Below are 26,918 nucleotides of genomic sequence, written 5' to 3'. Positions count from 1 at the left end.
AATGGTTGAGGAGGAGCCGCGATGACGACCGTTCTTCTGTTGCTGGCGGCGCTTTCGTCGCCGAACCCGGCGGCGGTGGCGCCGCCCTGCCCGGGAACCGTCCACAAGGTGGCCGGGCGCGAGACCTTCTGCTGCACGACGGTCACCGGCCAGCAATGCTGCTCGCCGCGGCTGGACGACAAGGGCCAGCCCGAGGGCTGTGACTGCCGCCCGCACTAGGCGTGCTGCGGATCAGCCGCCCCCCGGGTGCGTTCGGCGCGCAGGGTCCGGGTGGCCTCGGGGTCGGGCCGTGGTGGCTCGCCCGTCAGCACGACTCCGAAGAGCGCGCGCGCTGCGTCCCGGGTATGACGGCCGAGGCGCACATCCTCGGCCACGGCCTCGGGATCACGGGTCAGCGGATCGCCATAGCCCCCGCCACCCGGCGTTTCCACCCGCACCCGGTCGCCGGGGGCCAGCGGGATGTCCTGCGCCTTGGACAGGTGTTCCGGGGTTTCCTCGTGCCCGTTCCGGGTGACGACGACCCGGTTGGGCGCGCCGTCCGCGCCCCCCAGCGCGCCTTGCGGGCCGAACCGTCCGTGGTCCATCACGAAGCTTGCCCGCGCCATGCCGCGCCTCAGTTCCACCTCGTAGTCGAGCCCCAGGCCGCCCCGGTGCCGCCCGGCACCGCCAGACCCTTCGCGCAGCCGGTAGTGGCGGTAGAGCACGGGGAATTTCTGCTCCATGATCTCGATCGGCGGCGCCTTGGAAATGCCGATCGTCGAACAGCCGTTGGCCAGCCCGTCGTGGTCGGCGTTGCCGCCATAGCCGCCGCCTGAAAGCTGGTACATCACGTAGTCGCTGCCGCGTTCGGGATCGTGCCCGCCCAGCGCAAAGTTCCCCGAGGTGCCCGCGGGTGCGGCGGTGACGCGGTCGGGCAGGGCGTCCACCAGCGCGGCGAACACGGCTTCCGCGATCCGTTGGCTGACCTCGGCGGCGCAGCCCGAGACGGGGCGCGGATAATGCGCGTCGAGAAAGGTGCCCCGGTGGCCGGTAACCTTCACCGGCTCGAACGCGCCCGCGCTGATCGGGAGTTCCGGGAAGATGTGGCGCATCGCCAGGTAGACCGAGGACAGCGTCGTCGCCTCGACCGAGTTCATCGGCCCCGCGCAGGGCGGTGAGGACCCGGTGAAGTCGAACACCAGGTCGTCGCCCGCCCGGGTGACGGCCAGACGGATCGCAAGCGGTTCGTTCACGACCCCGTCGCTGTCGACCCAGGCGACGGAGCGGTGCGGCCCTTCGGGGATCGTGGCGATGAAGGCGCGCATCTGCCGCGCGGCGCGGGTTCTCAGTTCGGCAATGGCCGCGCGCACGGTGTCGTCGCCATAGCGATCCAGCAGCGCGGCAAGCCGTTCCTCGCCCACCGACAGCGCCGCGGCCTGTGCCTTGACATCGCCGATCCGCTGGTCAGCGACGCGGATGTTGGAACAGATGATCTGGTAGATCTCCCGGTCCATCTCGCCGCGCTTGAACAGCTTCACCGGCGGCAGCCGCAGCCCCTCCTGCTCGACGCTGGTGGCGGACGCCGAGAACCCCCCCGGCACCGCGCCGCCCGTGTCCGGCCAGTGCCCGGTATTCGACAGCCAGCAGAAGATGCGGCCATCCCGGTAGAACGGCCGGGCAAAGCGCACGTCCATCAGATGCGTGCCGCCCAGATAGGGGTCGTTGACGATGTAGGTGTCGCCGGGCTCGGGCGGGGCGGTGATCCCCGCCGCGATCCGTTCTATCAGGACGCGGGTGGAATACTGCATCGTGCCGACGAAGACCGGCAACCCGCCCGACCCTTGCGCGATCAGCGCCCCGTCCGCGGCGGCATAGATCCCGTCCGAACGGTCGTTGGCCTCGGCAATCACCGGCGAGAACGCGGCGCGCGAAAACGTCAGGTCCATCTCGTCGCAGACCTGCATCAGCCCCGCCTGGATCACTGACAGCGTGATCGGGTCAAGCATCGCCGCCTCCGATGGTGACGATCAGGTTGCCGTCGGCGTCGGGTTCCACGCGGTCGCCGGGCTCGATCAGGATGGTGCAGTCCATCTGCTCGACGATCGCCGGGCCGGTCAGCGTGAACCGTGCGGGCAGATGGTCGCGCCAGTAGACGGGCGTCGGGTGCCATTGCCCCGCGAACCGGCAGTCGCGTTGCCCGGTTCGCGCCTCCTCCAGGGTCGCCTTGCGGCCCGAGGGCGCGATCAGCCGCGAGAGGTCCAGCCCCGCGCGTTCCCCGATCACCGAGCAGTTCGCGTTGACGACCGCCGCGCGCCCCTCGCCCAGATCCACCCGGAAGCGGGCGAAATAGGCCTCGGCGAACTTGCGGCGCAGGGTGTTCCGGTCGACATCGGGCCCGTCCAGATCGACCCGGAGAAGATGCGTCTGCCCGATGAACTGCATGTCAAGGCTGAAGCGATGCCGCACGGCCCGGATCGCCACCCTTTCGGCCCCGATCAGCGCCGCGCCCTCGGCGGCCTGCCCGGCAAAGACCTGCGCCAGCCGGTCCTCGTCCAGCCGGTCGAGGGCCATGTTCAGCGTGGTGACGAAATCGTGGCGCAGATCGGCGACGACGCAGCCCAGCGCGTTGGTGATGCCCGGCCGGCCGGGCACCAGCACGCGCGGGATGCCCAGTTCGCGGGCCAGTGCGCAGGCATGCAGCGGCCCGGCCCCCCCGAAGGCCAGCAAGGTGAAATCCCGCGGGTCGGCCCCCAGCGACACCGACACCATCCGGATCGCGCCCGCCATCTTCACGTTCGCCAGCCGGATCACCGCCTCGGCCGCCGCCACCGCATCCAGCCCCAGCGGTGCTCCCAGCCGTTCTGCGAAGACCGCCGCCACGGCGTCCCGCGCCGGTCCCCCCGCGGCCGAGGGCAGCTTGTCCGGGTCGAGCCGCCCCAGTACCAGGTTCGCGTCGGAAATCGTGGGGTCGGCCCCGCCCCGGCCATAGCAGATCGGCCCCGGCACCGCGCCCGCGCTTTCGGGGCCGACCTCCAGCAATCCGGCGGCGTTCACCCGCGCGATCGAACCCCCGCCCGCACCCACGGTGCGCACATCCACCATCGGCACATGGATCGGCAGGGCGTAATCCACCTCGATCTCGTTCGACACCGGGGGCTCGGCCCCCCGGATCAGCGCCACATCGGTCGAGGTGCCGCCCATGTCATAGGTGATGAGGTCGGGAACGCCCGCGCGCCGCCCGATATGCGCCGCCGCCATCACCCCCGAGGCGGGGCCCGACATCACGGTCTTGGCTGCCTCGCGGGCCACGGTCCGGGCCGAGACCATGCCCCCGTTGCCATTCATCACCAGCAGGTCGCCCGCATAGCCGCGCGCCGCCAGCTCTGTCCTCAGCCGCGCGACATAGCGTTCCAGCAGGGGCTGGACGGCGGCGTTCACCGCCGCGGTCACGCCCCGTTCGAACTCGCGGCTCTCGGACAACAGCGCATGGCCCAGCGTCACATGCCCGTTCGGCCAGAGTCCGGCCAGAATCTCGCCCGCCCGCCGCTCATGCGCGGGGTTGGCATAGGCGTGCAGGAAATGCACCACCACAGACTCGCAGCCCGCCGCCAGCAGCGCCCGGCCCGCCGCCGCGACGCCGGCCTCGTCCAGCGGGACGACGGCATCGCCCGCGGCATCCATCCGTTCGGCCACCTCGAGGCGCAGGTCGCGCGGGATGATCGGCACGAAGCGGCCCACCATCCCGTAAGGCGCTGGCCGGGTGCGCCGCCCCAGTTCCAGCACGTCGCGAAATCCCGCGGTGGTGATCATGCCGGTGCGCGCCAGCTTGCGTTCGAGCACGGCGTTGGTGGTGGTCGTCGTGCCGTGCACGATCAGATCGACCCGCGACAGATCCGCCCCCGCCGCGTCCAGCGCCGCCAGCACGCCTTCGGCCTGATTCGCGGGCGTCGTCGGCACCTTGGCCAATCGCACGGCTCCGGTCGCGGGGTCCATCAGCACCAGATCGGTGAAGGTCCCCCCCACGTCGATCCCTGCCACCAGGCCGGGTTCCGCTTCGCCCATCCGCCGCCTCCCCGAACCGTTCGCATGCAAATGATTTCCTGCCGTCCCGTGCAAGTCAACGCGCCCGCTTCTTCTTGGTGTGAAATACTCCCGCCGGAGGCCACCCGAGCCTGCGGCGCCCGCCGCAGGCGAGAGGAAAGGCTTGCGCCGCAGGCGCACCTTGAAGAAATCCGGCGCGACCGCTTGTCCGTTTCCAGCGCGACCGGAATCGCCCAGAGTACCGCCATGCGCCGCCTTGTCCTTCTCCTCGGGCTGCTGCCCGCGCCCGTCCACGCCCACGCGACCGAGGGCGGGCTTGTGCTGCTTCTGCCAACCGATTTCTATATCGGCGGCGGTGTCGCCGCTGTGGTGCTGACGATCCTTCTGGTCACCGTGCTTCCCGACCGGCTTGCCACCGGGATTTTCCGCCCGCTGCCGCTGATCCGCAGCCGCCGCCTGCGCCCGCCGCTTGCTCTCGCCCTGCTGTCTTTCGCCCTGCTTGCGGGGTTGGTGGTCCTCGGCCTCCTGGGCGCCCACAACCCGATGGAGAACCCGCTGTCGCTGGCGGTCTGGAGCCTGTTCTGGATCGTGCTCGTGCTTGTGCAGGGCATGGCCGGCGACCTCTGGCGCTGGATCGACCCGTGGCGCGGGCCGGTCGCGCTGGTCCTGCGCCGCCGCCCCGCCCGGTTCCGGTTGCCCGCGGCGCTGGGCCACTGGCCCGCGCTGGCCAGTTTCGCCGGTTTTGCCGCGGTGCTGCTGGCCCATCCCGCCCCCGCCGACCCCGAGCGGCTGGCGGCCATGGTCGCCTGCTACTGGGCCTTTCACTTCGCGCTCGCGCTGGCCTTCGGGCCGAAATGGCTGCGGCGCGGCGAGGGCATCACCGTGCTGATGGGCGCCTATGCCCGCATCGCGCCCCTTGGCGCGGCGCGCGGACGCTGGCGCCTGGGCCTGCCGGGGTGGAAGGTGATGGCGCGCCGCGCGCCGCCCTGGGGCCTTGCGGTCTTCATGGTGGCGATGCTGGCGGTTGGCAGTTATGACGGGCTGAACGAGACCTTCTGGTGGTTCGGCCAGCTTGGCTGGAACCCGCTGGAATTTCCCGGCCGCAGCCTGGTGGTGCGCGAGAACCTTGCCGGGCTTGCCGCCGCGCTGGTCGTGCTGCCCGCCCTCTTTGCCGCCGCCGTCGCGGTCGGCCTGATGCTTGCCGGGGAAATCGCGCGGTTCGGTCCTGCGTTCCGGACATTCGCCCCGGCGCTGCTGCCGATCGCGCTGGGCTATCACGTCGCGCATTACCTGCCCTCGATCCTGGTCGAGGGGCAGTACATGCTGGCGGTGGCCAACGACCCGCTCGACAGCGGGGCGCATCTGCTGGGGATCGACCATGTCCACGTCACCACCAGCTTTTTCAACACCCACGAGACCGTGCGGCTGATCTTCCTGGCGCAGGCGGGCGCCATCGTGATCGGCCACGCGATCGCCATCGCGCTGTCGCACGCGCTTGCCGTGCGTCTTTTCGGCAATCCGCGCAAGGCCGCGCTCAGCCAGGCGCCGCTGGCCGCCTTCATGGTGCTGTACACGCTGTTCGGGCTGTGGCTGCTGGCCTCACCCCGCGGGGTCTGAGCCCGCCCGCCCGCAAAGCCGTGGACAAAGCGGTGGCGCCCCGACAGACTGGCGCCATAACCAGACAACGCCGTCCACCGGGGAACAGACCATGACCGAGACCAAGACGCCTTCGGCCGGCCCGGCCGATCCTTCCCGCCGGTCCGCGATCGCGACGCTGGCGGGCGCCGCGGCGGCGACCAGCCTGCCGCTCTGGGCGCGCTACACCCACGCCCAGACCGCCGCGCCGATCCGCATCGGGTTCCAGATGCACGCCACCGGGATCGGGTCGGCCTATGGCCGCTGGTACGACCGCACCACCCAGGCCGCGGCCCGGCTGATCAACGAGGCGGGGGGCATCAACGGCCGCCCGGTCGAGATCATCACCGAGGATGACGGCACCGACCCCAAGCGCGGCGCCGAGGTGGTCGAGAAATTCGCCACCCAGCATAATTGCGACGTGGGCTACGGCACGCTGTTCAGCCACGTGGTGATGGGCTCGGCCCCGCGGGCGGGCGAGTTGCAACTGCCCTATTTCGTGGTGTCCGAGGGGCATCACGTCGCCTCGGGCAAGCTGAACCGCTGGACCGTCCAGCCCGGCATCACCGACGTGAAAAGCCAGGTGATGGCAATGGCGCCCTTCGTGGCGGAAACGCTCGGCAAGAAGGTCACGATGATCTTCCCCGACTATGCCTTTGGCCACGACCACCGCGATTTCTTTACCGAGGCAATGGCCGCGAATGGCGGCGAGGTGATCGCAAAGCTTGCGATCCCGCCCACCGAAACCTCGTTCACCAAGTATTTTCCCAAGATACCCCGCGAGACCGAGGTGATCTATCACGTCATGGTCGGCCCCGCCGTGCTGACCTTCGTCAAGGAGATGGGCGAGTTCTTCGGCCCCTCGCGCCCCGCGATCTTCGGCTTCATCGACAGCCTTGAGGCGGTGGACCTTGCCAGCCCCGGGCTGGAATTCCTGGAAGGAACCTATTTCTGGGAGGGGATGGCACGCTATGCCCAGCCCGACCAGACCGAGTTCGACCGCCATTACCGCGCGGCCATCGGCATCGACCAGAACGGCGCGTCCACCCGCGATCCGAAGGACGTGTCGACCTATGCTCACATGTTCGGCTGCTGGGAGACGCTTTACGTCATCAAGGCGGGGATGGAGGCGGCGGGCTATGCCGGGCCGGCCGACCGGCAGAAACTGATCGAGGCGGTCGAGGCGATGACCGAGTGGCCGCTGTCCAACGAACATCCGCAGGGGGCGAAGCTGTTCAACGGCAAGACCCACCAGGTGTTCGGGCCGCAATACATCTCGAAGCTCGAAGGCGGGCGGCTTAACGTGGTGCAGACCACCCCCATCGAGGCCGGGTTCTACCCCGACGAGGTGGACTACACGACCCGGTCCTTCTGATCCGTCCCCGGGCGCGGGCCGCGCCCGGGATCATTCCAACCGCCGGAGACCGCATGGATTTCGGTCCCTATCTGATGCTCGCCTCGCTCGAAGGCGCGGTGACGGCCGCGGTGCTGGCGCTGATGGCGGCGGGGCTCAGCCTCGTCTTCGGGGTGATGCGGGTCGTGAACGTCGCCCATGGCGAGTTCTACATGCTGGGCGCGGTGCTGGCCTGGGTCGTGGCCTCGATGGCGGGCGGGGGCGCTGCGGGCTTTGTCCTGGCGCTGGCGGTGGCGCCGCTGGTCGTGGGCGCGGTGGCGGCGGCGGCCGATGTCACCGTGCTGAAGCACCTGGACTACGATCCCGAACGCACCATCGTCGCCACGATCGGCCTGCTCTATATCCTGCAACAGTTGACACTGATGGGCTATGGCCCCGAGGCGCGGCCGGTGGAACCCCCGTTCAACGCGCGGATCGCGCTGCCCTGGGTGGAATGGGGGCAGGGCGGGCCACAGCTTTACTGGCCCTGGGGGCTGTCGATCACCAGCTACAAGCTGTTCGTGATCGGTGCCGCGGCCGCCGTTCTGGCCGGGCTCTGGGCGCTGATGACCCATACCCGCATCGGCCTGATGATGCGCGCGACCCAGCTTGACGGCGAGATGGCGCAGGCCTTCGGCATCCCGGTCGAGCGGGTCTATGCGCTGGTCTTCGGCCTGGGCGCGGCGCTGGCGGCGCTGGCGGGCGTGCTGATCGTGCCGATCCAGCAGGCGCATTACCTGATGGGGGGCGACGCTCTGCTGCTGTCCTTCATCGTGGTGATCATCGGGGGGCTTGGCAGTCTGGCGGGCACGGTGATCGCCGCAATCCTCATCGGCATGTCGGACGGCATCATCTCGGTCTTCTTCTCGCCGACGCTGGCCAAGATCATCGCCACGCTGCTGGTGGCCTTCGTGCTGGTGTTCCGCCCCGAGGGCCTGATGGGGAAACGCGCGCGATGACGGCCCGGGTGCTGGCGCTGCATGGCGGGCTGATCGCGGTGCTGCTGGCGCTGCATTTCCTGCTGCCCGCCTATCACCACGGCAATCTTGCGCGGGTGATGGTGCTGGCCTGCTATGCCATCGGCTATAACGTGCTGTTCGGCTATACAGGTCTTCTCAGCCTCGGCCACGCGATGTTCTTTGCCGCCGGGATGTACGGCATGGGGTTGCCGCTGCATTTTCTGGGCATCGGCGCGGAACTGGCCTTTCTCGCGGGCCTGCTGTCGGCGGCTGCGCTGGCGCTGGTCGTCGGCCTGCTGGCGTTGCGGACCGCGGGCGTGGCCTTCATGATCGTGACGCTGATGTTCTCGGAAGCGGTCTACCTGACCATCCTTCTGGCCGGGAAATGGACCCGCGGCGACGAGGGGGTGGTGCTGGAGCGCGCCGAGCGGGTCTTTTTCGGCCTCGATCTTTCCGATCCGGACATCCGCTATCTGGCGGCGCTGGCGCTTTTCGCGCTGTGCCTGTTCCTCACGCTCTGGCTGGTGCGACAGCCCGCGGGCCGGGTGCTGATCGCGATCCGCGAGAACGATGAGCGTGCCCGGCTCCTGGGCTACGACATCTTCCGCCACAAGCTGGCCGCCGTTGTGATCTCGGGCACGATCTCGGGGGCGGCGGGGGCGGCCTATGGCCTGCTGTTCGGCTATGTCGGGGCGACCTTCGCCGAGGTCCAGTATTCGATCTTCCCGCTTCTGTGGGTGCTCCTGGGGGGCGCGGGCACGATCATCGGGCCGTTCTTCGGTGTGCTTTTCATGTTCTACCTGATCGACCTGTCGTCCGGGATCACCTCGGCCTACATGCTGATCGCGGGGATTGCGCTGGTGCTGCTGACGCTGTTCGCGCCGCAGGGGCTGGCCGGGGAACTCCGCCGCCGCCGGATGCGGTGGCTGCCATGAGCGCGCTGTTGTCCACCCGGGCGCTGTCGAAATCCTTCGGGGGGCTCAGGGCTGTCCACGAGGTCGATTTCGATCTGGCCCCGGGCGAGATCCGTGCGCTGATCGGGCCGAACGGGGCGGGCAAGACCACCTTCGTGTCGATGCTGATCGGGCGGGTCGCGCCAACCTCGGGCAGTATCGCTTTCGACGGCCGCGATATCACGCGCCTGCCCGCCCATGCGCGCGTGGCGCTGGGCATGGCCTATACCTTCCAGATCACCAGCGTCTTCGCCCGGCTGGAGGTGGCCGAGAACGTCGCGCTGGCCGCCCGCCGCCGCCTTGGCCGCGACCGGGCGGCGGTGGCGCGCGAGAGTGCCGCGGCGCTGGACCGGGTGGGGCTTGGCGCCCATGCGGGCGCGCTTCCGGGCGATCTGAGCTATGGCCACCAGCGGCTGCTGGAACTGGCCATGGGGCTGGCGCAGAGGCCGCGGCTGCTGATCCTGGACGAGCCGACGCAAGGGCTTGCCGATAGCGAGATCGAGGCGTTCAAGGTGCTGATCCGCGATCTGGCGGGCGAGACCACGATCCTGCTGATCGAGCACAACATGGGCGTGGTGATGGAACTGGCCCACCGCATCACCGTGCTGAATTTCGGCGAGGTGCTGGCCGAAGGGAGCCCTGCCGAGATCCACGCCAGCGCGGCCGTGCAGACCGCCTATCTGGGGACCGGCGCGGATGCTTGAGGTGCGGGGCATCGACGCGGGCTATGGCCCGGTGCAGGTGCTGCGCGGCCTGTCGCTGAGCGCGCGGCCGGGCGAGATCACCTGCCTGCTGGGCCGCAACGGCGCGGGCAAGACCACCACGATGAAGGTGATCATGGGGCTTTTGCCGCTGAAGGCGGGCCGCATCACGCTGGACGGCGCGGATATCGGCAGCCTGCCCGCCCACGAGGTGCCGCGCCGCGGCATCGGCTATATCCCGCAGGGGCGCCGGCTGTTCTCGGAACTGACCGTCGCGCAGAACCTTGAAATCGGCATGCGCACGCGCCGCAGCCCGCCGCAGGTGCTGGACCGCGTGCTGGAGCTGTTTCCCCGACTGGCAGACCGGATGGGCCAGCGCGCCGAGACGCTGTCGGGGGGCGAACAGCAGATGCTGGCCACCGCCCGGGCGCTGTGCCTTGAGCCCCGCGTGCTGCTGCTGGACGAGCCCACCGAGGGGTTGCAACCCTCGATGATCGAGGCGATCCGGCAGGTGGTGATCCGGATGAAGGCCGAGGGCGTGGCGATCCTGCTGGTGGAACAGCGGCTCGATGCCGTGCTGTCAGCGGCCGACCGGGTGGTGTTCATCGAGAACGGCCGGGCCCGCGAGACGGTGGACGCCGCCGATCTGCGCGCCGATCCCGCGGTGCTGAAACGCTATCTCGGCGTCTGAGCCTCAGCCCAGCCTTGCCAGCAGCCGCAGGAACATCTCCTGCTCGGCGGGCGTCAGCGGCGCCAGAGTCTCGCGGGTGATGGCGTGGGCGGCACGCGCGTGCCCCTCGAAGGCCCTGCGCCCCTCGGCCGTCGCGCGGACAGAGACCCGCCGGCAGTCCGCCGGATCGGGCGCGCTTGCCACCAGCCCCCGCGCGCGCAGCCGGTCCACCACGCCCTTGATCGTGGCCGCATCCATCGCCGTTGCCCGCCCCAGCGCGTTCTGGGTTGTGGGGCCGCGCTCGTACAGCTTGGCAAGGGTGGCGAACTGGGTGGGCGTCAGGTCCGGGATATGTGCGGCAAAGATCGACAGGTGGCGCTGGGTCGCCTTGCGCATCAGGAACCCCACCTGCGCATCCAGCACATAGGGGGCGTCGGTGGTCCGGGCCATGGCGGGTCTCCGTCGGGCTTTGGGCGATCCATGTTGACAGGTGTCCGGGCGCGGCTCAACATCCGTTTGCATACGAACAATCACCATCAGGAAGAGGTGATCGCTTGGCCCCCTATCTGCGGCCCCGCACGCTGGCCGAGGCGCTCGAGGCGCTGGCGGGCGGCGGCTTGCGCGTCGCGGCGGGGTGCACCGACCTGTTTCCGGCAACGCGGGGGCCGGGGCTTTCGGGGGGGATACTCGACATCACCGCGATCGAGGGCCTTCGCGGCATCGGGGAAAGTGCTGCGGGCTGGCGGATCGGCGCCACGACATCCTGGGCCGAGATCGCCCGGGCCGGATTGCCGCCGGGGTTCGACGGGCTCAGGGCCGCGGCGCGCGAGGTGGGCTCCGTGCAGGTCCAGACCGCGGGGACCGTGGGCGGCAACCTTGTCAACGCCTCGCCCGCGGCGGATGGGGCGCCCTGCTGGCTGGTGCTGGATGCCGAGGTGGAACTGGCCTCGCACCGCGGCACAAGGCGGCTGGCCGTGGCCGATTTCCTTACCGGCCCGCGGCAGACCGCGCGCGCGGCCGACGAACTGTTGACCGCGATCCATGTGCCGCGCGCGGCGGGCGCGGGGCAGGGGGCGTTCCTCAAGCTGGGCGCGCGGCGATACCTGGTCATCTCCATCGCCATGGCCGCGGTCCGGCTGGACATCCAGGCGGGCCGCGTCGCCCATGCCGCGCTTGCTGTGGGCGCGTGCAGCGCGACGGCCCGGCGCCTGCCCGACGCCGAGGCGGCGCTGCGCGGGCGACGGGCCGATGCGGGGCTGGCCGATGCGATCACCGCCGGGATTGTCGCCCGCGCGCTGGCCCCGATCGACGATCACCGGGCGCCCGCCGCCTATCGGACCCGCGCCGCCCTGACGCTGTTGCGCCGGGCGGTGGCGGGGCTTTGCGCCGAAAGGGCCGTGGCATGAACCGTCCCGAGACGCTCGCAACGCTTCGGGTCAACGGCGCCGAGGTCCGGGTTTCCAGCCCGCCGGGCCGCCGCCTGTCCGAGGTGCTGCGCGAGGAGTTGCGGTTGCAGGGCACCAAGGTCGGCTGCGACGCGGGCGATTGCGGCGCCTGCACGGTGCTGCTGGACGGCGCGCCGGTCTGCGCCTGCCTCACGCCGCTGGCGCAGGCCCTGGGGCGTGCGATCACCACGGTCGAGGGGCTGTCGGCCGAAGGGCTGTCGCGGCTGCAGGAGGCCTTCCTGCGCCATGGCGCGGCGCAATGCGGGATCTGCACGCCGGGGATGCTGATGGCGGCCTCGGCGGTTCTGGCCGTGACCCCGCGGCCGACCCGGGCCGAGGCCGAGGCGGCGCTGGGCGGTGTCCTGTGCCGGTGCACGGGCTATGCGCGGATTCTCGACGCGGTCTGCGACGTGGCGCCCGGCCCCGAGCCACTGCGGCCGGTGGCCGGTGCCGCGGTCGGCGCGGCGGTCGAACGGCTGGACGGGCGCCCCAAGGTCACCGGGGCCGAACGCTTCGGCGCGGACGGGGCGCCGGTCGATGCGCTGCTGGTCCGGGCGGTGCGCGCGCCCCATGCCGCGGCGCGCTTTGCCTTCGGCGATCTGGCCGGCTGGGCAGCGGCACGGGGCGTGCGCGTGCTGACCGCGGCCGACATCCAGGGCGAGAACCGCTTTGGCGTGATCCCGCCCTTCGCCGACCAGCCGGCGCTGGCCGAGGCCGAGACGCGCTTTCGCGGCGAGGCGGTGGCGCTGGTGGTGGGCGAGGCGGCGACCGTCGCGGGGCTGGACCTGTCCGCCTTTCCGGTGGTCTGGCATCCCGGGGCACCCGTCACCGACCCGGCCGGGGCCGCTGCCGCCCGCCCGATCCACGCGGGGCGGCCCGGCAACCTCCTGACCGCGGGCCGCGTGGTCACGGGCGGGGCCGCGGCGGCGCTGGCGGCGTCGGCCCACGTGGTCGAGGGGGCGGTCGAGACCGGGTTTGTCGAGCACGCCTATATCGAGCCCGAGGCGGGCTGGGCCGAGATCGCGCCCGACGGCACGCTGGTGATCCATGCCTGCACGCAGGCGCCCGTGATGGACCGCGACGACACCGCGCGGGTGCTGGGCCTGCCACCCGCGCGGGTGCGGATCGTCCCAACGGCGGTGGGCGGCGGCTTCGGGTCCAAGCTCGACCTGTCGCTGCAACCGCTGATCGGGCTTGCGGCGCTGGCGACCGGGCGGCCCTGCCGGATGGTCTATGACCGGGCGGAATCGATGATGTCGACCACCAAGCGCCACCCCGCCCGGCTGACCGCGCGGATCGGCTGCGACGCCGGGGGGTGGCTGACGGGGATGGAATTCGACGGGCTCTTCGACACCGGGGCCTATGCCAGTTGGGGCCCCACGGTCGCCAACCGGGTGCCGGTCCATGCCTCGGGGCCCTACCGGATGCCGGCCTACCGGGCCGAGACGCGGGCCATCCACACCAACAACCCGGTCGCGGGGGCCTTTCGCGGCTTTGGCGTGCCGCAGGCGGCGATCCTTCAGGAAACGCTGTTCGACCGGCTGGCCGAGGCGGCCGGGCTGGACCCGCTGGACTTTCGCCTGCGAAACGCGCTGCGCGACGGCGACCGCAGCGTCTGCGGTCAGGAGATGCGCGGGGTGGGCATCGCCCAGTGCCTGACGGCGCTGGCCCCCCGCTGGCGGGCGGCCCGGGCCGAGGCGGCGGCGTTCAACGCGGGCTCGACGGTGGTGAAACGCGGCGCGGGGCTTGCCTCCTGCTGGTATGGCTGCGGCAACACCGCCTTGCCCAACCCGTCGACCGTGCGGCTGGGGATCACCCGCGAGGGGCGGCTCTGGCTGCACCAGGGCGCGACCGATATCGGGCAAGGGTCGAACACGGTGATCGCCCAACTTGCGGCCGATGCGCTGGGCGTGGCGCTGGGCGATATCGGCCTGATCGGCCCCGACACCGCGCTGACGCCCGATTGCGGTAAGACCTCGGCCTCGCGCCAGACCGTGGTGACGGGCAAGGCCGCGGTGCTGGCGGGCCGGGCGCTGAGGGCCGCGATCCTCGCCCGTGCCAACCGGGGCGATGACGCGGCGCTGCGCTTCGACGGCGGGCGGCTTGTGGTGCGGGACGGGCAGGGCGAGACGGTGCTGGACCTCGGCACGTTGCCCGAGATCGCCCATGGCTACGTGCTGCTGGCCGAGGAAACCTACGACCCGCCCACCGCACCGCTCGACGCCGACGGGCAGGGGCGCCCTTACGCGGTCTACGGCTATGGCGCGCAGCTGGCCGAGGTCGAGGTGGATACCGAGCTTGGCACCGTCCGCGTCATCCGGATCACCGCCGCCCACGATGTCGGCCGCGTGGTCAACCCGACGCTGGCCGAGGGGCAGGTGCAGGGCGGCATCGCGCAAGGGCTGGGCCTGGCGCTGATGGAGGAGTACCTCCCCGGCCGCACCGAGAACCTGCACGACTACCTGATCCCCACGACCGGCGACATGCCCGAGATCGAGACGATCCTCGTCGAGGTGCCCGACCCCGAGGGGCCGATGGGCGCCAAGGGCCTGGGCGAACACGCGCTGATCCCGACCGCGCCGGCGATCCTGAACGCCATCGCGCACGCGACCGGAGCGCGGATCACCCGGGTGCCGGCGCTGCCCCACCGGGTTCTGGCGGCGGTCCGGGCGGCGGGGCGCGGGCCATGAGCGACGACAAGATCCGCTGCGACGCCTGCCCGGTCATGTGCTACATCGCCGACGGCCAGGCCGGGGCCTGCGACCGCTACGCGAACGAGGGCGGGCGGCTGGTCCGCTGCGACCCGCTGACCATCCTCGACGCGCGGCTGGCCGCGGGCGACGAGGTGCGGCCTTTCCTCGGCGCGGACTGGGACGACGGACTGATCGCCGACGGGGCGCTGTTCGTCAGCGGCCTCGGCGCGGGCACGACCTATCCCGACTACAAGCCCGCCCCCTTCATCGTCAGCCGCGAGGTCGACGGCGTCGACTTCGTCACCGTGGTGACCGAGGCGATCTATTCCTATTGCGGGGTCAAGGTGAAGATCGACACCGACCGCCATCTGGGCCCCGAGGGTGCCGTGGTGCGCGCGGACGGCGAGGCGGTGGGGCTGGTCGTGACCTCGGAATACGGCTCGCAGATGCTGTCGCTGGGCGGCGTCGATCACCTGACGGGCGGGTCGAAATCCGAGGGGCGCGTCACCTGCGAGACGCTGATGGCGCTTGGCAACCGCGAGGCGGTGACGCTGACGATCGAGGGCGGCGCCGAGGTGGTGGTTCAGGCGGGCCGCCCGCCCGTGGTGGACGGCACGCCCGAGGACCGGATGCGCGTGGGCTGCGGGTCGGCCACCGTCGGCATGTTCGCCGCCCACTGGCAGGGGCTGGTGGACGAGGTGGTGGTGGTCGACGACCACATCACCGGGGTGATGTCCGAACACCAGGCGGGCAAGGTGCTGGGCTGGGCGCCCACGGGCATCCGCATCAAGGGACGCAGGTCGACGCCGGGGCGGTATTTCCAGGTGGCTGCGCCGGGGCTGGGCTGGGGCGGGACCGACCTGACCGACCCCTTGGCGATCCTGGGGCCGTGGGACGGGAAGCGCGGCGCGCGGCCGGGGTTGAGCCTGTTGATGGTCTCGACCACCGGGGAACACGCGGCCTTCTACGTGCTGGACGAGGCGCTGCGGCCCGTCGAACGCCCGATGCCGCCTGCGCTGGCCGAGACGGTGGAGCTGATCGCCCAGAACTGCGAACCGGCGCTGTGCAACGTGCTGTTCGCGGCGGGGGCGGGGGGGTCGCTGCGCGCCGGGGTCACGCGCAACCCGGTCAGGCTGACGCAATCGGTCAAGGCCGGGGCGACCCATGTGACCTGCGGTGGCGCGCCCGCCTGGGTCTGGCCGGGCGGCGGGATCACGCTGATGGTGGACGTCACCCGGATGCCCGCGCGGTCGTTCGGCTCGGTGCCGACGCCCGCGCTGGTGGCGCCGCTGGAATTCACCCTGACGCGCGAGGACTACCGCGCGATGGGCGGCCACGACCACGCGGTCCGCAGCGTCGCCGACATCCTGGCGAACGGCGGCGAATACGGCGACGCGGCGCGGGCGGTCGCGCCCGCGGGGCCGTTGCCGCCAAAGGGCGGAAGGCCATGAGCGGCGTTCAGGCAGCATGGTTGCCTGGCGGGCGGCTGCACCTGCATCACGGGCCGATCGACCTTGTGATCGTGGCCGAGGGGGCGGGGCGCGACGCGGCGTTCTCCCTTGCGATCAGGCGATTCGACGGTCTTCTTGAGGAACTGGTCGAGGAGTTGCCCGCGCTGCGCCTGCCGACCGGCGAGGCGGCGTTTCAGGGGGCAGTCGCCCGCGCCATGGCCGCCGCCACGGCGCCGTTCCACCCCGCCTTCATCACGCCCATGGCGGCGGTCGCGGGTGCCGTGGCCGATGCCGTGCTGGCGGCGATGGTCGCGGCGCCGGGGCTGACGCGCGCCCATGTCAACAACGGCGGCGATGTGGCGTTTCATTTTGCTCCCGGCGAGACCCTGACCGCCGCGATGCCGGGTGGGCGGATCGCGCTGGCGGCCGATGCGCCGTGGCGCGGCGTGGCGACCTCGGGCTGGCGGGGCCGTAGCCACTCGCTGGGGATCGCGGATGCGGTGACGGTGATCGCGCGCACCGCGGCCGAGGCCGACGCCGCCGCCACGATGATCGCCAACGCGGTCGACCTGCCGGGCCACCCGGCGGTCCGGCGCCGCCCGGCCTGCGAGCTTTCCCCGGACAGCGATCTTGGCGCCCGCCCGGTCACTGTCGGTCTCGGCCCGCTGAGCGCGGCCGAGACTGCGGACGCCCTTGCCCCCGGCGCGGCGCTTGCCGGGCGGCTGATCGCACGCGGCCTGATCGGCGGCGCGCATCTGCGGCTGAACGGGCAGGCGTGCAGCCTTGGCCCGGCGCTTTTCCATCCAGATCCAAGGGAGCCGATCCATGCCTGACTTTCCGGTCCGCAAGATGCTGACGATCCTTGAGGAAATCCGCCACGAGAACGGCCCGGCCCCCGCGGCCCCGCGCCTGCGCGGCGCCATCGTGGCGATCGTCCGGAACCCCTACGCGGGCGGCTATGTGGCCGATCTGCAACCGGGCATGGACGATCTCAAGCCGCTGGGCCTCGAGATGACGGACCGGCTGATCGCGGCACTGGGCGGCATCGAGGGGATCGACGGCTACGGCAAGGCCGCGATCGCGGGCGAGGCGGGCGAGGCCGAGCATGCCGCGCTCTGGCACGTGCCGGGCGGCTACGCGATGCGCGAGCGGCTGGGCGAAGCCAGGGCGATCGTGCCCTCGGCGATGAAGGTGGGCGGCATGGGGGCGCGGATCGACGTGCCGCTGGGCCATATCAACGCCGCCTATGTCCGCAGCCATTTCGACGCGATGGAGGTGGGCGTACCCGATGGCCCGCGCGCGGACGAATTGCTTCTGGCGCTGGCCATGGCCAGGGGGCCGCGGATCCACAACCGGATGGGCGGGCTTGCGGCCCACGAGGTCACGGGGCTGGACGGCCTGCGCTAGGTCCGACCGCAGGGGCAGCTGAAAGCGGTAACCGCCCGCCGCGGGACAGCCACGCCCACGCGTCCCGCTCTTAATCGGAGAGTAACATGTATGGCGAATGCTTCTTCCGAATCTGCCGCCCCGCGTCCGGCGCGGGCATCCGGACAAGGAAGAACATTCGATGTCCTTCAGAATTCGAATCATACTGGCAATCGCCGTCTCCGTGATGTTGACGGCCAGCCTGGTCCTTGCGCCGATGCTGATGGGGGTGGGCGGGCTGATCGACCGGGGCACATTGCGCGAACTGGACCAGTTCGAGTTGCGGTTCCAGGCGGCGCTGGACGACCGGATCGGCAGCGCGCTGACCACCGCGTCACTCGTCGCCTCGATGCCCGACGTGCAGCAGGCGGTCGCGACGCGCGACCGTGAACGTCTTGCCGCGCTGTTCGTGCCGGGCTTTGCGCAGATGCGCGACGAACGCGGCATCGTCCAGTTCCAGTTCCACGAACCGCCCGCGACCTCGTTCTTCCGGGTGCACAAGCCCGACCAGTTCGGCGACGATCTGTCGGGGTTCCGCCAGACGGTGATCGAGGCCAACGCGCGCAAGGCGCCGATTGCCGGGCTTGAACGCGGGCGGGGCGGGCTGGGGATCCGCGGGATCAGCCCGGTGGCCCATCAGGGGCGTCATCTGGGAACGGTCGAGATCGGGCTCGACCTCGACGCGGCCTTCTTCGAGGGGTTGGTTCGCGACACCGACACGCAGATCGAGTTCTACGTGCTGCCCGACCGCAGCATCGCGGGTTTCTCGTCCGCGGACATGGCGGTGCAACGGGCCGCGGCGACCATTGCCGGTGACCCGCTTCTGGCTCCGACAGAGGTGCTGGCTGCCGCCGGTGCGGGCGGGTCTGATGCCAGACGCAGCCTGTCGGGGCAAAGTTATGCGGCCCGGGTGTTCCCGGTTGCCGATTTCTCGGGCGCGCCCGCGGGGGTTGTCCACGTGATGGTCCCCCGCGCCGCCTACCTGGAGATCGCGGGGCAGATGCGGATGCTGGCCTTCGGCGCCGGGGGCGTGGCGCTGCTGGCCGGGCTCGGCCTGGCGGTGGTGTTCGGCGGACATCTGTCCCGGGCGCTGCACCGCATGGTCGGCAAGATGAAGCGCCTCGCCGACGGCGATCTCGAGATCGAGCTTCAGTCCGACCGGTCGGCGGGGGGCGAACTGTCCCAGATGGCCGACGCGCTGGCCTATTTCCGCGACTGCATCGCCGAGGAACAGGCCTTGCAGCGCGACCGCACCGCGCAGCAGGCGCACCAGCAGGACGTGGTGGACAGGCTGGCCGATGGGCTTCGGCGGCTGGCCGCTGGGGATCTGGGCGCACGGATCGACGACGATCTCGGCGCGGACTATGACGGGCTGCGCCGCGACTACAACGCGACCGTTGAAAGCCTTGGCGCGCTGATCGCCGACATTTCGGACTCGGCCGCCACCATCGGCAACAGTGTCGGTGCGATCAATGGCTCGGCGCATGAACTGTCGCAGCGTACCGAGAACGCGGCGGCGACGCTGGAAGAGACGGCAGCGGCCCTGCAGGATCTGACCTCGTCGATCGGCACGACCGCCCAAGGGGCGCAAACGGCCGACGAGATCGGCCGCGACGCGATCGCCAAGGCGAAGTCGGGGGCCGAGATCGTGGGCCAGACGGTGCATGCGATGGGCGAGATCGACGCCTCGGCCGAGGAGATCGCGCGGATCGTGCATGTGATCGACGATATCGCCTTCCAGACCAATCTTCTGGCGCTGAACGCCGGGGTCGAGGCGGCGCGGGCGGGCGGCGCGGGCAGCGGCTTCGGTGTCGTCGCCTCGGAGGTGCGGGCGCTTGCCCAGCGCACGGCCGATGCCGCACACGAGATCGGCGATCTGATCTCGTCCTCGGGCGCCAAGGTCAAGCAGGGGGTCGGGCTTGTCGGCCGCACCGGCGAGGCGTTGGGCGCGATCGTAGAGGCGGTCGAGGGTGTCACCGCCCGCGTGACCGAGATCGCGACGCTTGCCGGCGAACAGGCGGTGGGCCTGAACGAGATCAACATCGCGATGGGCCAGCTCGACCAGGTGACCCAGCACAACGCGGCGATGTTCGAGCAGACGACCGCGGCCAGCGACATGCTGCGGGTCGAGGGCGAGCGGTTGCGCACGCTGGTGGCGCGGTTCCATCACGAACGCCACGGCGGTGCTGCCATCCGGCGGGTGTCCGCGGCCTGACGGCCCGCGCCTGCCGCACCGGTCGCTTCGGCCCATGGTCGTGCCGATGCGTGCCCGACATCAATGCTTGGCCCGGCCGGTGGCTTGCTCCACCGGCTTGTCCGTCGCCGCACGATGTCGCGCGGCGGTCCGTTTGCCGGGACAGGCGCTGGCCTTCGATCGGCAAGGCGGCGATGTCAGGATCCGCATGAAGTGCAGGGCGTTCGACAGCCTGCCCCCTGGTTCCGCGCAGACCCAGATGGGCGCCGGCACGGACCGGAAGGGTATGCCGGTCGCGCGGCTGCGCCCGGCTTCGCGGCGCCACCCGCCGGAGTGTCGCCGTGCGGGTACGCGACTCGGGGCAAGTGACCGGCTGCGGGACCGTTCGGGGCGCGCACCCCGCGCTGGATCGCAACAGTTTTTGGCAAAATAATACTGATTTATAAGCACAATTATCCCGCCATCGCGGCGGCAACCCGGCGCGCGAGAGCCCCGGTGAGACATGCCAACGTCACCGCGACGCCCTTCCTCGGCCCAAAAATCGGCCAAACACCGGGCGATATGGCATTTCTCCCCGCGCAGCGCCTTTCTGGCCCGCCTCGACCCGGATGAGAGGCGTTCACCGGTTCTTAGGCTTCGCGGGGGTAAGCAGACCGAGGCATTGCTTGCCATGCATCAACACGGGGAATCGGGAATGGAGCCTGATCGTCATCTCGACCTGGACATCGGCGATCCGGCCTGGGCGCAGGCCCCGGCCGACATCGTGAAGGCCGTGCTCGGGGACGGGCCGCACAGCATTACCGTCCGGGCGGACGGGGCCGCTGCGCCCACGGCGCTTTCGGCACAGCTTCTGGCGTTTCTCAGGCTGCATGTCGAATCCGGCGGCGGCACCTTCTCCGTGGCGGACCCGTCGCCCGGGTTTGTCGATGCGGTGACCCTGCTCGGTCTTGGCGACGCGATCCTCGGCCCCGAAGGAGTGCAGTAATGATCAACATCCTTGCCATCGACGATTCGCTCACCATCCGCGAGATGGTACGCGAGGTGCTGAGTTCGGCAGGTTTCACGGTGACCACGGCGAATGACGGCGTGCACGGCGTCGACGTGTTCCAGCAGGACCAGTACGACGCGGTCATCACCGACATCAACATGCCCAAGATGGACGGGTTCGGCGTGATCGAGTCGATCCGGGGCGGCGGGGTCAACGCCCGCGTGCCGATCCTGGTGCTGACCACCGAAAGCGGCCCTGCGCTCAAGGACCGGGCGCGCAAGGCCGGGGCGACCGGCTGGATCGTCAAGCCGTTCGAGGACGAAGGGCTGGTCAACGTGATCCGCCGCGTGACGGGGGCCCGCTGAAAATGTCCCGAGACGATCTCAAGGCCACCTTCTTCGCCGAGTGCGAAGACCTTCTGGAGCAGCTCTCCGAGGGCTCGCAGGCGATGATCGCCGGTACCGCCAGCGAGGACACCGTTCACGCAATCTTCCGTGCCGTTCACTCGATCAAGGGCGCGGCCGGTGCCTTCGGGCTCGAGAACCTGGTGACATTCGCGCACTGTTTCGAGACCGTGCTCGACCTCGTACGCTCTGGCGACCTGGTGCCCGACACCGACGCGCTGCACACGATCCTGCGTTCGGGCGACATGCTGGCCGACCTTGTCGAGCTTGCCCAGTCCGACAGCGACGAGATCCCCGAGGCGATGCCCGCGATCCTCGACAAGCTGAACGAGCTTGCCGGCATCGAGCCCGGCCTTGAGGCCGGGGCAGGGGGAGAGGAAACCGAGGAGTTCTTCGGTTTCCAGCCGGTTGTGTTCGATCTGATGGACGAGGCCGGCGATCCGGACGAATCCTGCTTCCGGATCCGACTTTCCGCATCTTCGGATCTGTTCCGCAACGGCCATGATCCGGTGCTTCTGTTCTCCGAACTGGCCACACTCGGCCGGGTCGAGACGCGCTGCGATCTTTCCGCCTTGCCCGTCGGCGCGGCGTTCGATCCGGAGCGCTGCTATCTCAACTGGGAGATCACCCTGCACGGACAGGCAACCGAGACCGCGGTGCGCGATGTCTTCATGTTCCTCGAGGATCTCTGCGAGATCGAGGACATCACCGCGCAAGCCGCCGGTGACATCGCTGTGGCCGGGACCGAGGAGGAGGCCGACCACGCCGTCCAGGACGACGTGTCCATCGCCGAGGCCGCGCCTGCCGCCGCCGGGATTGCCCCGATGCGAACCCCGTCCCGCTTCACGCCGATGGTGGCCGACGAGACGCCTGCACCGATCGAACTCGCGCTGGCTGCCGAGGCCGGCTTGGCCCCGGCCGAACTCGCCGACCGGCCCAAGGGTCCCGCGAAGGCCGCCGCGCAGGTGCCGCAGACCACGCTTCGTGTCGATCCCGAACGTGTGGATCGGCTGATCAACACGGTGGGCGAACTGATCATCAACCAGGCGGTGATCGCGCAGAAGCTGCTCGAGACCGGTCTCGCCACGAATTCCGACATCATGAGCGACCTCGACGACTACCAGTATCTCGCGCGCGAGCTGCAGGAAGGCGTCATGGCGATCCGCGCCCAGCCGGTGAAGCCGCTGTTCCAGCGCATGCAGCGCATCGTGCGGGAAGCCGCCGACAGCCTCGGCAAGGAGGTCGCGCTGGTGACCGAGGGCGAGGGAACCGAGATCGACAAGACGCTGGTCGAACGTCTCGCCGAGCCGCTGACCCACATGATCCGCAACGCCGTCGACCATGGCATCGAGAGCCCCGAAAAGCGCATGGCCGTGGGCAAGCCTGCCCTCGGCACGATCCGGCTTTCGGCCGCACACCGGTCGGGCGATGTGCTGATCGAGATCGCCGATGACGGTGCAGGGCTGAACCGCAAGCGTATCCTCGAGATCGCTGTCAGCAAGGGGCTCGTGCCCTCCGACGCCAAGCTCAGCGAGCCCGAGATCGACAACCTGCTGTTCATGGCGGGGTTCTCCACCGCCGAAAAGGTCACCAACCTGTCGGGCCGCGGTGTCGGCATGGATGTGGTCAAGACCGCGATCACATCGCTCGGCGGCAAGGTCACGATCTCGAGCCGTCCGGGCGAGGGAACCCAGTTCGCGATCTCGCTGCCGCTCACGCTTGCGGTGATGGACGGGATGGTGATCCATGCGGCCGGCCAGACCCTCGTCGCACCGCTGTCCAGCGTGCTCGAGACAATCCGCCCGCGCGCCCAGGATGTCGTCCCCTATGGTCGCGAGGGTCAGCTTCTTTCGATCCGGGGCACCTATGTGCCGATCGTGCATCTGGGCAATCTGCTCGGCTTCACCTCTGGCGCCCCGATCACCTCGGACAACATCCTGATCCTGATCCGCTCGGAACATTCCGGCCAGGTTGCCCTTGCGGTGGACGAGATCTCGGACCAGCGCCAGGTCGTGGTGAAAAGCCTCGAGGGCAACTACGGCGCGATCGCGGGGATTTCGGCCGCGACCATCCTGGGCGATGGCCGTATCGCCCTCATCATCGATACCGATGCCACCTTGAACCTGGCCGGCGATCTCGGTCGGGACCTGACGCTCATAGAGGAGACGCAGCATGCCCAAACCGCAGCAATGGGCTGAGGACGACGTTCTGGAGTTCGTGACGCTGAAGGCGGGCGGCCAGAGCTTCTGCATCGAGATCACCCAGATCCGCGAGATCCGGCGCTGGTCGCCGGTCACCGCGCTGCCCCAGGCAGAGCAGGCCGTCCTCGGCGTGATGAACCTGCGCGGCGCGGTCATTCCGATCGTGGATCTGGCCGCCCGGCTGGGCCTCGGCGAATGCGACGCCTCGCCCCGTCACGTCATCATGGTGGTCGCGGTCGGAACCAAGACCGTGGGCCTGCTCGTGGATTCCGTGTCCGAGATCCTCACCGTCAACGGCGAGCAGATCTGCGAGGCGCCGACCATGGGGCGCGGTGACGTCCCCAGCAGCATCCTCGGTCTGATCTCGGTCGAGGAAGGCATGTCGCGCATCCTGTCGCCGGGCGTTCTGCTGCCCAGGGGCATCATGGAGGCCGCATGAGCGTTCAGCCCGCCCATTCCGTGTTTCGCAGATCCGCGGACATCCCGTTCGGCGAAAAGGATTTCGTGCGCATTGCAGGATTCGCGAAATCGGAATACGGGCTGAACCTGGAGCCGGCGAAGAAGGCCATGATCCATTCCCGGTTGGGCAAGCGGATCGTGGCGCTCGGCCTCGAGGATTTCAGTGCCTATCATGCGTATCTGTGCGCCAATCTCGAGGAAGAGGGCGACCATTTCATCTCGGTCCTCACCACGAACGTCACGCATTTCTTTCGCGAGCAGCATCATTTCACCCAGCTCGAAAGCGAGGTCCTGCCGCCGCTGATCGCGCGGGCACGCAACCGCGGGCGCGTGCGGCTCTGGTCTGCGGGCTGTTCGTCCGGTCAGGAACCCTATTCGATCGCGGGAAGCGTGCTGACCCTTTGCCCCGAAGCCGCGCGGCTCGACATCAAGATCCTCGCCACCGATCTCGACCCGTTCGTTCTCGCCCGGGCGGTGGAGGGCAGCTATCCGGCCGAGGATTGCAAGACGCCGCCGGGTGACTGGGAGGGGCGCATCTTCGACCCGGCCGAGCGCAAGAAACCCGTGCGCCGGATCCGCGACGACCTGCGCCCCCTCGTCACTTTCCGGCGCCTGAACATCAACGGAAGCTGGCCGATGCCTGGCCTCTTCGATGTCATCATGTGCCGCAACATGGCGATCTATTTCGACAAGCCGACCCAGCAAACGCTGTGGCTGCGCTTCGCAGAGAAGTTGCCCGAGGCGGGGATGCTCTTCATCGGCCATTCCGAGAGGGTCACCGGCCCGGCCGCCGACCTGCTCGAGACCGCCGGGGTCACAGCCTATCGCAAGCGCCCCGGCACCCAGCCGCGGACCCCGCAAAAACCAGGAAAGGACTGAAGATGTCGCTCAAGGATTCCATTCGCGTCATGGTCGTGGACGATATGGCGGTCAGCCGCGGGCTTGTCACCCAGGCCCTCGAAGAGATCGGGATCTTCCAGGTCAGCGCCGAGAACAACGGAAAATCTGCGCTGAACCGGCTGGTCGCCGACCCGGTGCATCTTGTTCTGGCCGATCACAACATGCCGGGCATGGACGGGCTGCAGCTTCTGGAAGGCCTGCGCCGCAACCGCTCGACCCAGCGGATCGGCTATATCCTGGTGACCGGCACGCCGACGCCGGATCTGATCCAGAAAGGCCAGCAGCTCGGCCTTAACAACCTCGTGAAGAAACCCTTCACGACCGCGACCATGAAAAAGGCGATCGAGGCGGTGGTGGGGCGGCTGTGACCGAGGACATCGAAACGCCCACACCCGGCGCGCCCCCGCGTCTGGGGCTCGCCACGCTGCTTGACGGGCTTGGTCACGAGCTTGACCATGCGGCCGAACTGCTGCGCCGCTACGAGCGTGCGGTGCTCGCCCACAAGAGCCTGCCCGGCGCAGCGCAGGGTGGCGCCCGCGAGTTGCAGCTTGTCGACCTGGTGATCCAGCTCCTGGAGGATCTGGGTCCGCTCACCGGCCGAGTGGCCGAAACGATCCCGCCCGACGCCGCCGTTCCCTGCGCGGTGGTCGAGGGCCTGCGCCTCGACCAGCTTCGCGCCGTCCTCGGTGGCGCGACCCGCCGCGAGAAACCCCATTCCGGCGGGCATATCGACGTATTTTAGTCGAATTGCCCGGAATGGTGCGGGCCGGCATCCTTCTGGCGTAACCAAATCTCAATTGCCGCTTGGCCTTACTGGTCCCGGGCCCCTCGGCGGGGCACCGTGTGTCGAAAAGGTCCCAAGGATGCTGAAGACCCTTCTGGAGATGCCGATCAGCCGGCGCCTGCCGCTGTCGATCGCTGCGATCGTCCTTTCGGTCACGACGTTCATGGGGTTCGTCCTGTACGACCGTGCCTATGACATGCAGCGCGGCACCGTGGTGCATAGCCTCGAGATGCTCGCGCGCGATCAGGCCCTCCGCGTCGAGCAATGGTTCGACGATGCCCGGGCCACGCTGGCCGCCGAGGCGGCGAGCCCCTTCACCGCATCGACGATCCGCAACTTCCGCCTGGCCATTGCCGTGGATGGCGGCGGCATGACGGCACCGCGCCAGGCCTATCGTACGGGCAACGCCACGCCCGAAGACCCGCAACAGGGGCTCGCGGATGCGGGTGACGGCACGGCCTATTCGGCCGAGCACAAGCGCGTCCATCCCCGCTTTGCCAGGGCCGCCTCTGATCTGGGCTATCGCGACATCTTCATGTTCGATCCTGCGGGCGAGCTGATCTACTCGGTCGCCAAGGAACAGGATTTCGGCGAGAACTTTGTTTCCGGTGCCCATGCCGAAAGCGGTCTCGGCCAGGCCTTCCAGGCTGCCCTTGGCGCACCGCAGGGGACTGTCGTCACCGTCGATTTCGCCCCCTATGGACCAAGCGGGGGGGACGCGGCTTCCTTCATGGCGACCCCCGTCTTCGACGCGCTGGGGCTTCGGGTCGGTGTGCTGGCGATACAGCTTTCCACCGCTCATATCTCATCGCTGGTGACCACGGCCTCGGCGCTGGGCGAGTACGGCGACATGTTCGTTGTCGGGGGCGACGGTCGCGCGCGCACTCTATCGCGTTTCGAGGACCGTTTCGGAGTTTTCGATGCCCTGCCCCGCGTGCCCGTCATCGCGGACCTCGTCGCGGGGAAAACGGGCATGTATTACGGCGTGACGGGTGTGTCGGGGAAGGACAGCATTGCCTTTTCCGTTCCCCTCGACCTCGATTGGGCCGACTGGACGCTGGTCGCCGAACTCGACAAGACCGAGTATCTTGCCGGGCTCGTTGCGTTCCGCAACAACGTGCTTGTCTTCGTCGCCCTCGGCCTTGCTGCCGCCCTGACGGTCAGCGCCTTCGGTTCGCGCACCATAACGCGGCCCCTTGCCGGTCTTGTCCGGTCGATGGAGGAAGTCGCCGGCGGGCGCTTCGACGCCGACATTCCCGTTGCGCGGCGCGGCGACGAACTGGGTACGCTGGGCCGGGCGCTGGCCGATTTTCGCGACCGTCTCGCCGAAACCGAAACGCTGGGCGCGGCGCGTGACGAGGATCGGCGCAACCAGGATCGCGTGGTCGGCATGCTGAGCGAAGCGCTGCAACGTCTGTCGTCTGGGGACCTGACGGAGTCTCTGGATGCGCCGTTCCCGGCGGATTACGAGCAGTTGCGGCATGATTTCAACGCGACGGTATCGACGCTGAACGAGATGCTGGCGTCGATTGCGGAGAACGCGACCGAGATCCACGCGCGTGCGGAGGAGATCGGCGGGGCGTCGGACGATCTTTCGCACCGGACCGAGAACCAGGCGGCGACGCTGGAGGAGACGGCGGCGG

The 26,918-nt window shown here is 69.7% G+C and carries 24 protein-coding genes; 21 read left to right on the top strand and 3 right to left on the bottom strand.

All coding sequences use genetic code 11. The annotated features are described in order from the left end of the window. Positions 1–21 precede the first annotated feature (21 nt). Positions 22–219, top strand: coding sequence for a hypothetical protein (locus EV655_RS10740; RefSeq protein WP_132544674.1), 198 nt, complete (start codon positions 22–24; stop codon positions 217–219). Here the strand turns inward: EV655_RS10740 and EV655_RS10735 are convergent. Beyond that, positions 216–1,985, bottom strand: coding sequence for a hydantoinase B/oxoprolinase family protein (locus tag EV655_RS10735; RefSeq protein ID WP_132544672.1), 1,770 nt, complete (start codon positions 1,983–1,985; stop codon positions 216–218). The two genes, EV655_RS10740 and EV655_RS10735, sit on opposite strands and share 4 nt — an antisense overlap. After that, positions 1,978–4,041 (bottom strand): hydantoinase/oxoprolinase family protein, encoded by a 2,064-nt coding sequence (locus EV655_RS10730; protein ID WP_132544670.1) that lies wholly within the window; start codon positions 4,039–4,041, stop codon positions 1,978–1,980. The genes EV655_RS10735 and EV655_RS10730 overlap by 8 nt, the downstream gene beginning before the upstream one ends. Before the next feature lie 225 nt (positions 4,042–4,266). On the opposite strand from EV655_RS10730, the gene EV655_RS10725 reads away from it, so the two are divergent. From EV655_RS10725 to EV655_RS10700, 6 genes are all read left to right on the top strand, one after another. Beyond that, complete coding sequence (locus EV655_RS10725; RefSeq protein ID WP_132544668.1) at positions 4,267–5,637, top strand: hypothetical protein; 1,371 nt, start codon at positions 4,267–4,269, stop codon at positions 5,635–5,637. A gap of 91 nt (positions 5,638–5,728) precedes the next feature. Then, entirely contained in the window at positions 5,729–7,030 is a 1,302-nt protein-coding gene (locus EV655_RS10720) for an ABC transporter substrate-binding protein (RefSeq protein ID WP_132544666.1), read from the top strand. Between the two features lie 53 nt (positions 7,031–7,083). Further along, positions 7,084–8,007, top strand: coding sequence for a branched-chain amino acid ABC transporter permease (locus EV655_RS10715; RefSeq protein WP_132544664.1), 924 nt, complete (start codon positions 7,084–7,086; stop codon positions 8,005–8,007). Continuing rightward, positions 8,004–8,942: a branched-chain amino acid ABC transporter permease gene (locus tag EV655_RS10710; RefSeq protein ID WP_132544662.1), complete on the top strand. Its 939-nt coding sequence runs from the start codon at positions 8,004–8,006 to the stop codon at positions 8,940–8,942. Before EV655_RS10715 ends, EV655_RS10710 begins: the two co-directional genes overlap by 4 nt. After that, on the top strand, positions 8,939–9,664 hold the full coding sequence (locus EV655_RS10705; protein WP_132544660.1) for an ABC transporter ATP-binding protein: 726 nt from the start codon (positions 8,939–8,941) through the stop codon (positions 9,662–9,664). Before EV655_RS10710 ends, EV655_RS10705 begins: the two co-directional genes overlap by 4 nt. Continuing rightward, a complete protein-coding gene (locus EV655_RS10700) occupies positions 9,657–10,352 on the top strand; it encodes an ABC transporter ATP-binding protein (RefSeq protein WP_132544658.1) in 696 nt (231 codons plus the stop codon). Before EV655_RS10705 ends, EV655_RS10700 begins: the two co-directional genes overlap by 8 nt. A gap of 3 nt (positions 10,353–10,355) precedes the next feature. Here the strand turns inward: EV655_RS10700 and EV655_RS10695 are convergent, their stop codons facing one another. Beyond that, positions 10,356–10,781, bottom strand: a complete 426-nt coding sequence (locus EV655_RS10695) for a MarR family winged helix-turn-helix transcriptional regulator (RefSeq protein ID WP_132544656.1) — start codon at positions 10,779–10,781, stop codon at positions 10,356–10,358. A 104-nt stretch (positions 10,782–10,885) separates the two neighbouring features. Between EV655_RS10695 and EV655_RS10690 the strand changes: the two genes are divergently transcribed. The 14 genes from EV655_RS10690 to EV655_RS10625 form a co-directional block, all read left to right on the top strand. Beyond that, positions 10,886–11,737, top strand: a complete 852-nt coding sequence (locus EV655_RS10690; RefSeq protein ID WP_132544654.1) for an FAD binding domain-containing protein — start codon at positions 10,886–10,888, stop codon at positions 11,735–11,737. Beyond that, on the top strand, positions 11,734–14,466 hold the full coding sequence (locus tag EV655_RS10685; RefSeq protein ID WP_132544652.1) for a molybdopterin-dependent oxidoreductase: 2,733 nt from the start codon (positions 11,734–11,736) through the stop codon (positions 14,464–14,466). Before EV655_RS10690 ends, EV655_RS10685 begins: the two co-directional genes overlap by 4 nt. Then, a complete protein-coding gene (locus tag EV655_RS10680) occupies positions 14,463–15,920 on the top strand; it encodes a 6-hydroxynicotinate reductase (protein ID WP_132544650.1) in 1,458 nt (485 codons plus the stop codon). The genes EV655_RS10685 and EV655_RS10680 overlap by 4 nt, the downstream gene beginning before the upstream one ends. Continuing rightward, a complete protein-coding gene (locus EV655_RS10675) occupies positions 15,917–16,753 on the top strand; it encodes a UPF0280 family protein (protein ID WP_132544648.1) in 837 nt (278 codons plus the stop codon). Before EV655_RS10680 ends, EV655_RS10675 begins: the two co-directional genes overlap by 4 nt. Next, positions 16,746–17,327: an amino acid synthesis family protein gene (locus EV655_RS10670; protein ID WP_132544646.1), complete on the top strand. Its 582-nt coding sequence runs from the start codon at positions 16,746–16,748 to the stop codon at positions 17,325–17,327. The genes EV655_RS10675 and EV655_RS10670 overlap by 8 nt, the downstream gene beginning before the upstream one ends. Positions 17,328–17,535: 208 nt before the next feature. Next, positions 17,536–19,560 carry a methyl-accepting chemotaxis protein gene (locus tag EV655_RS10665; protein WP_165905324.1) on the top strand — a complete coding sequence of 675 codons (2,025 nt, stop codon included), beginning with the start codon at positions 17,536–17,538 and terminating at the stop codon, positions 19,558–19,560. Positions 19,561–20,233: 673 nt separating this feature from the next. After that, complete coding sequence (locus EV655_RS10660; protein WP_132544642.1) at positions 20,234–20,524, top strand: hypothetical protein; 291 nt, start codon at positions 20,234–20,236, stop codon at positions 20,522–20,524. Beyond that, entirely contained in the window at positions 20,524–20,892 is a 369-nt protein-coding gene (locus tag EV655_RS10655) for a response regulator (protein WP_132544640.1), read from the top strand. The genes EV655_RS10660 and EV655_RS10655 overlap by 1 nt, the downstream gene beginning before the upstream one ends. A gap of 2 nt (positions 20,893–20,894) precedes the next feature. After that, positions 20,895–23,129, top strand: a complete 2,235-nt coding sequence (locus EV655_RS10650) for a chemotaxis protein CheA (RefSeq protein WP_132544638.1) — start codon at positions 20,895–20,897, stop codon at positions 23,127–23,129. Beyond that, a complete protein-coding gene (locus EV655_RS10645) occupies positions 23,104–23,571 on the top strand; it encodes a chemotaxis protein CheW (RefSeq protein WP_132544636.1) in 468 nt (155 codons plus the stop codon). Before EV655_RS10650 ends, EV655_RS10645 begins: the two co-directional genes overlap by 26 nt. Then, a complete protein-coding gene (locus EV655_RS10640; protein ID WP_132544634.1) occupies positions 23,568–24,470 on the top strand; it encodes a CheR family methyltransferase in 903 nt (300 codons plus the stop codon). The genes EV655_RS10645 and EV655_RS10640 overlap by 4 nt, the downstream gene beginning before the upstream one ends. A gap of 2 nt (positions 24,471–24,472) precedes the next feature. Next, a complete protein-coding gene (locus tag EV655_RS10635; RefSeq protein WP_132544632.1) occupies positions 24,473–24,859 on the top strand; it encodes a response regulator in 387 nt (128 codons plus the stop codon). Next, positions 24,856–25,233, top strand: a complete 378-nt coding sequence (locus tag EV655_RS10630; RefSeq protein ID WP_132544630.1) for a hypothetical protein — start codon at positions 24,856–24,858, stop codon at positions 25,231–25,233. Before EV655_RS10635 ends, EV655_RS10630 begins: the two co-directional genes overlap by 4 nt. Before the next feature lie 121 nt (positions 25,234–25,354). Then, on the top strand, positions 25,355–26,918 hold a 1,564-nt coding region (locus tag EV655_RS10625), incomplete at its 3' end, for a HAMP domain-containing protein (RefSeq protein ID WP_132544628.1).

The organism is Rhodovulum euryhalinum, from assembly GCF_004342445.1.
Lineage (GTDB): Bacteria > Pseudomonadota > Alphaproteobacteria > Rhodobacterales > Rhodobacteraceae > Rhodovulum > Rhodovulum euryhalinum.
The sequence above is the reverse complement of the archived record's forward strand: the minus strand, read 5'-3'. Positions and strand labels throughout refer to the sequence as shown.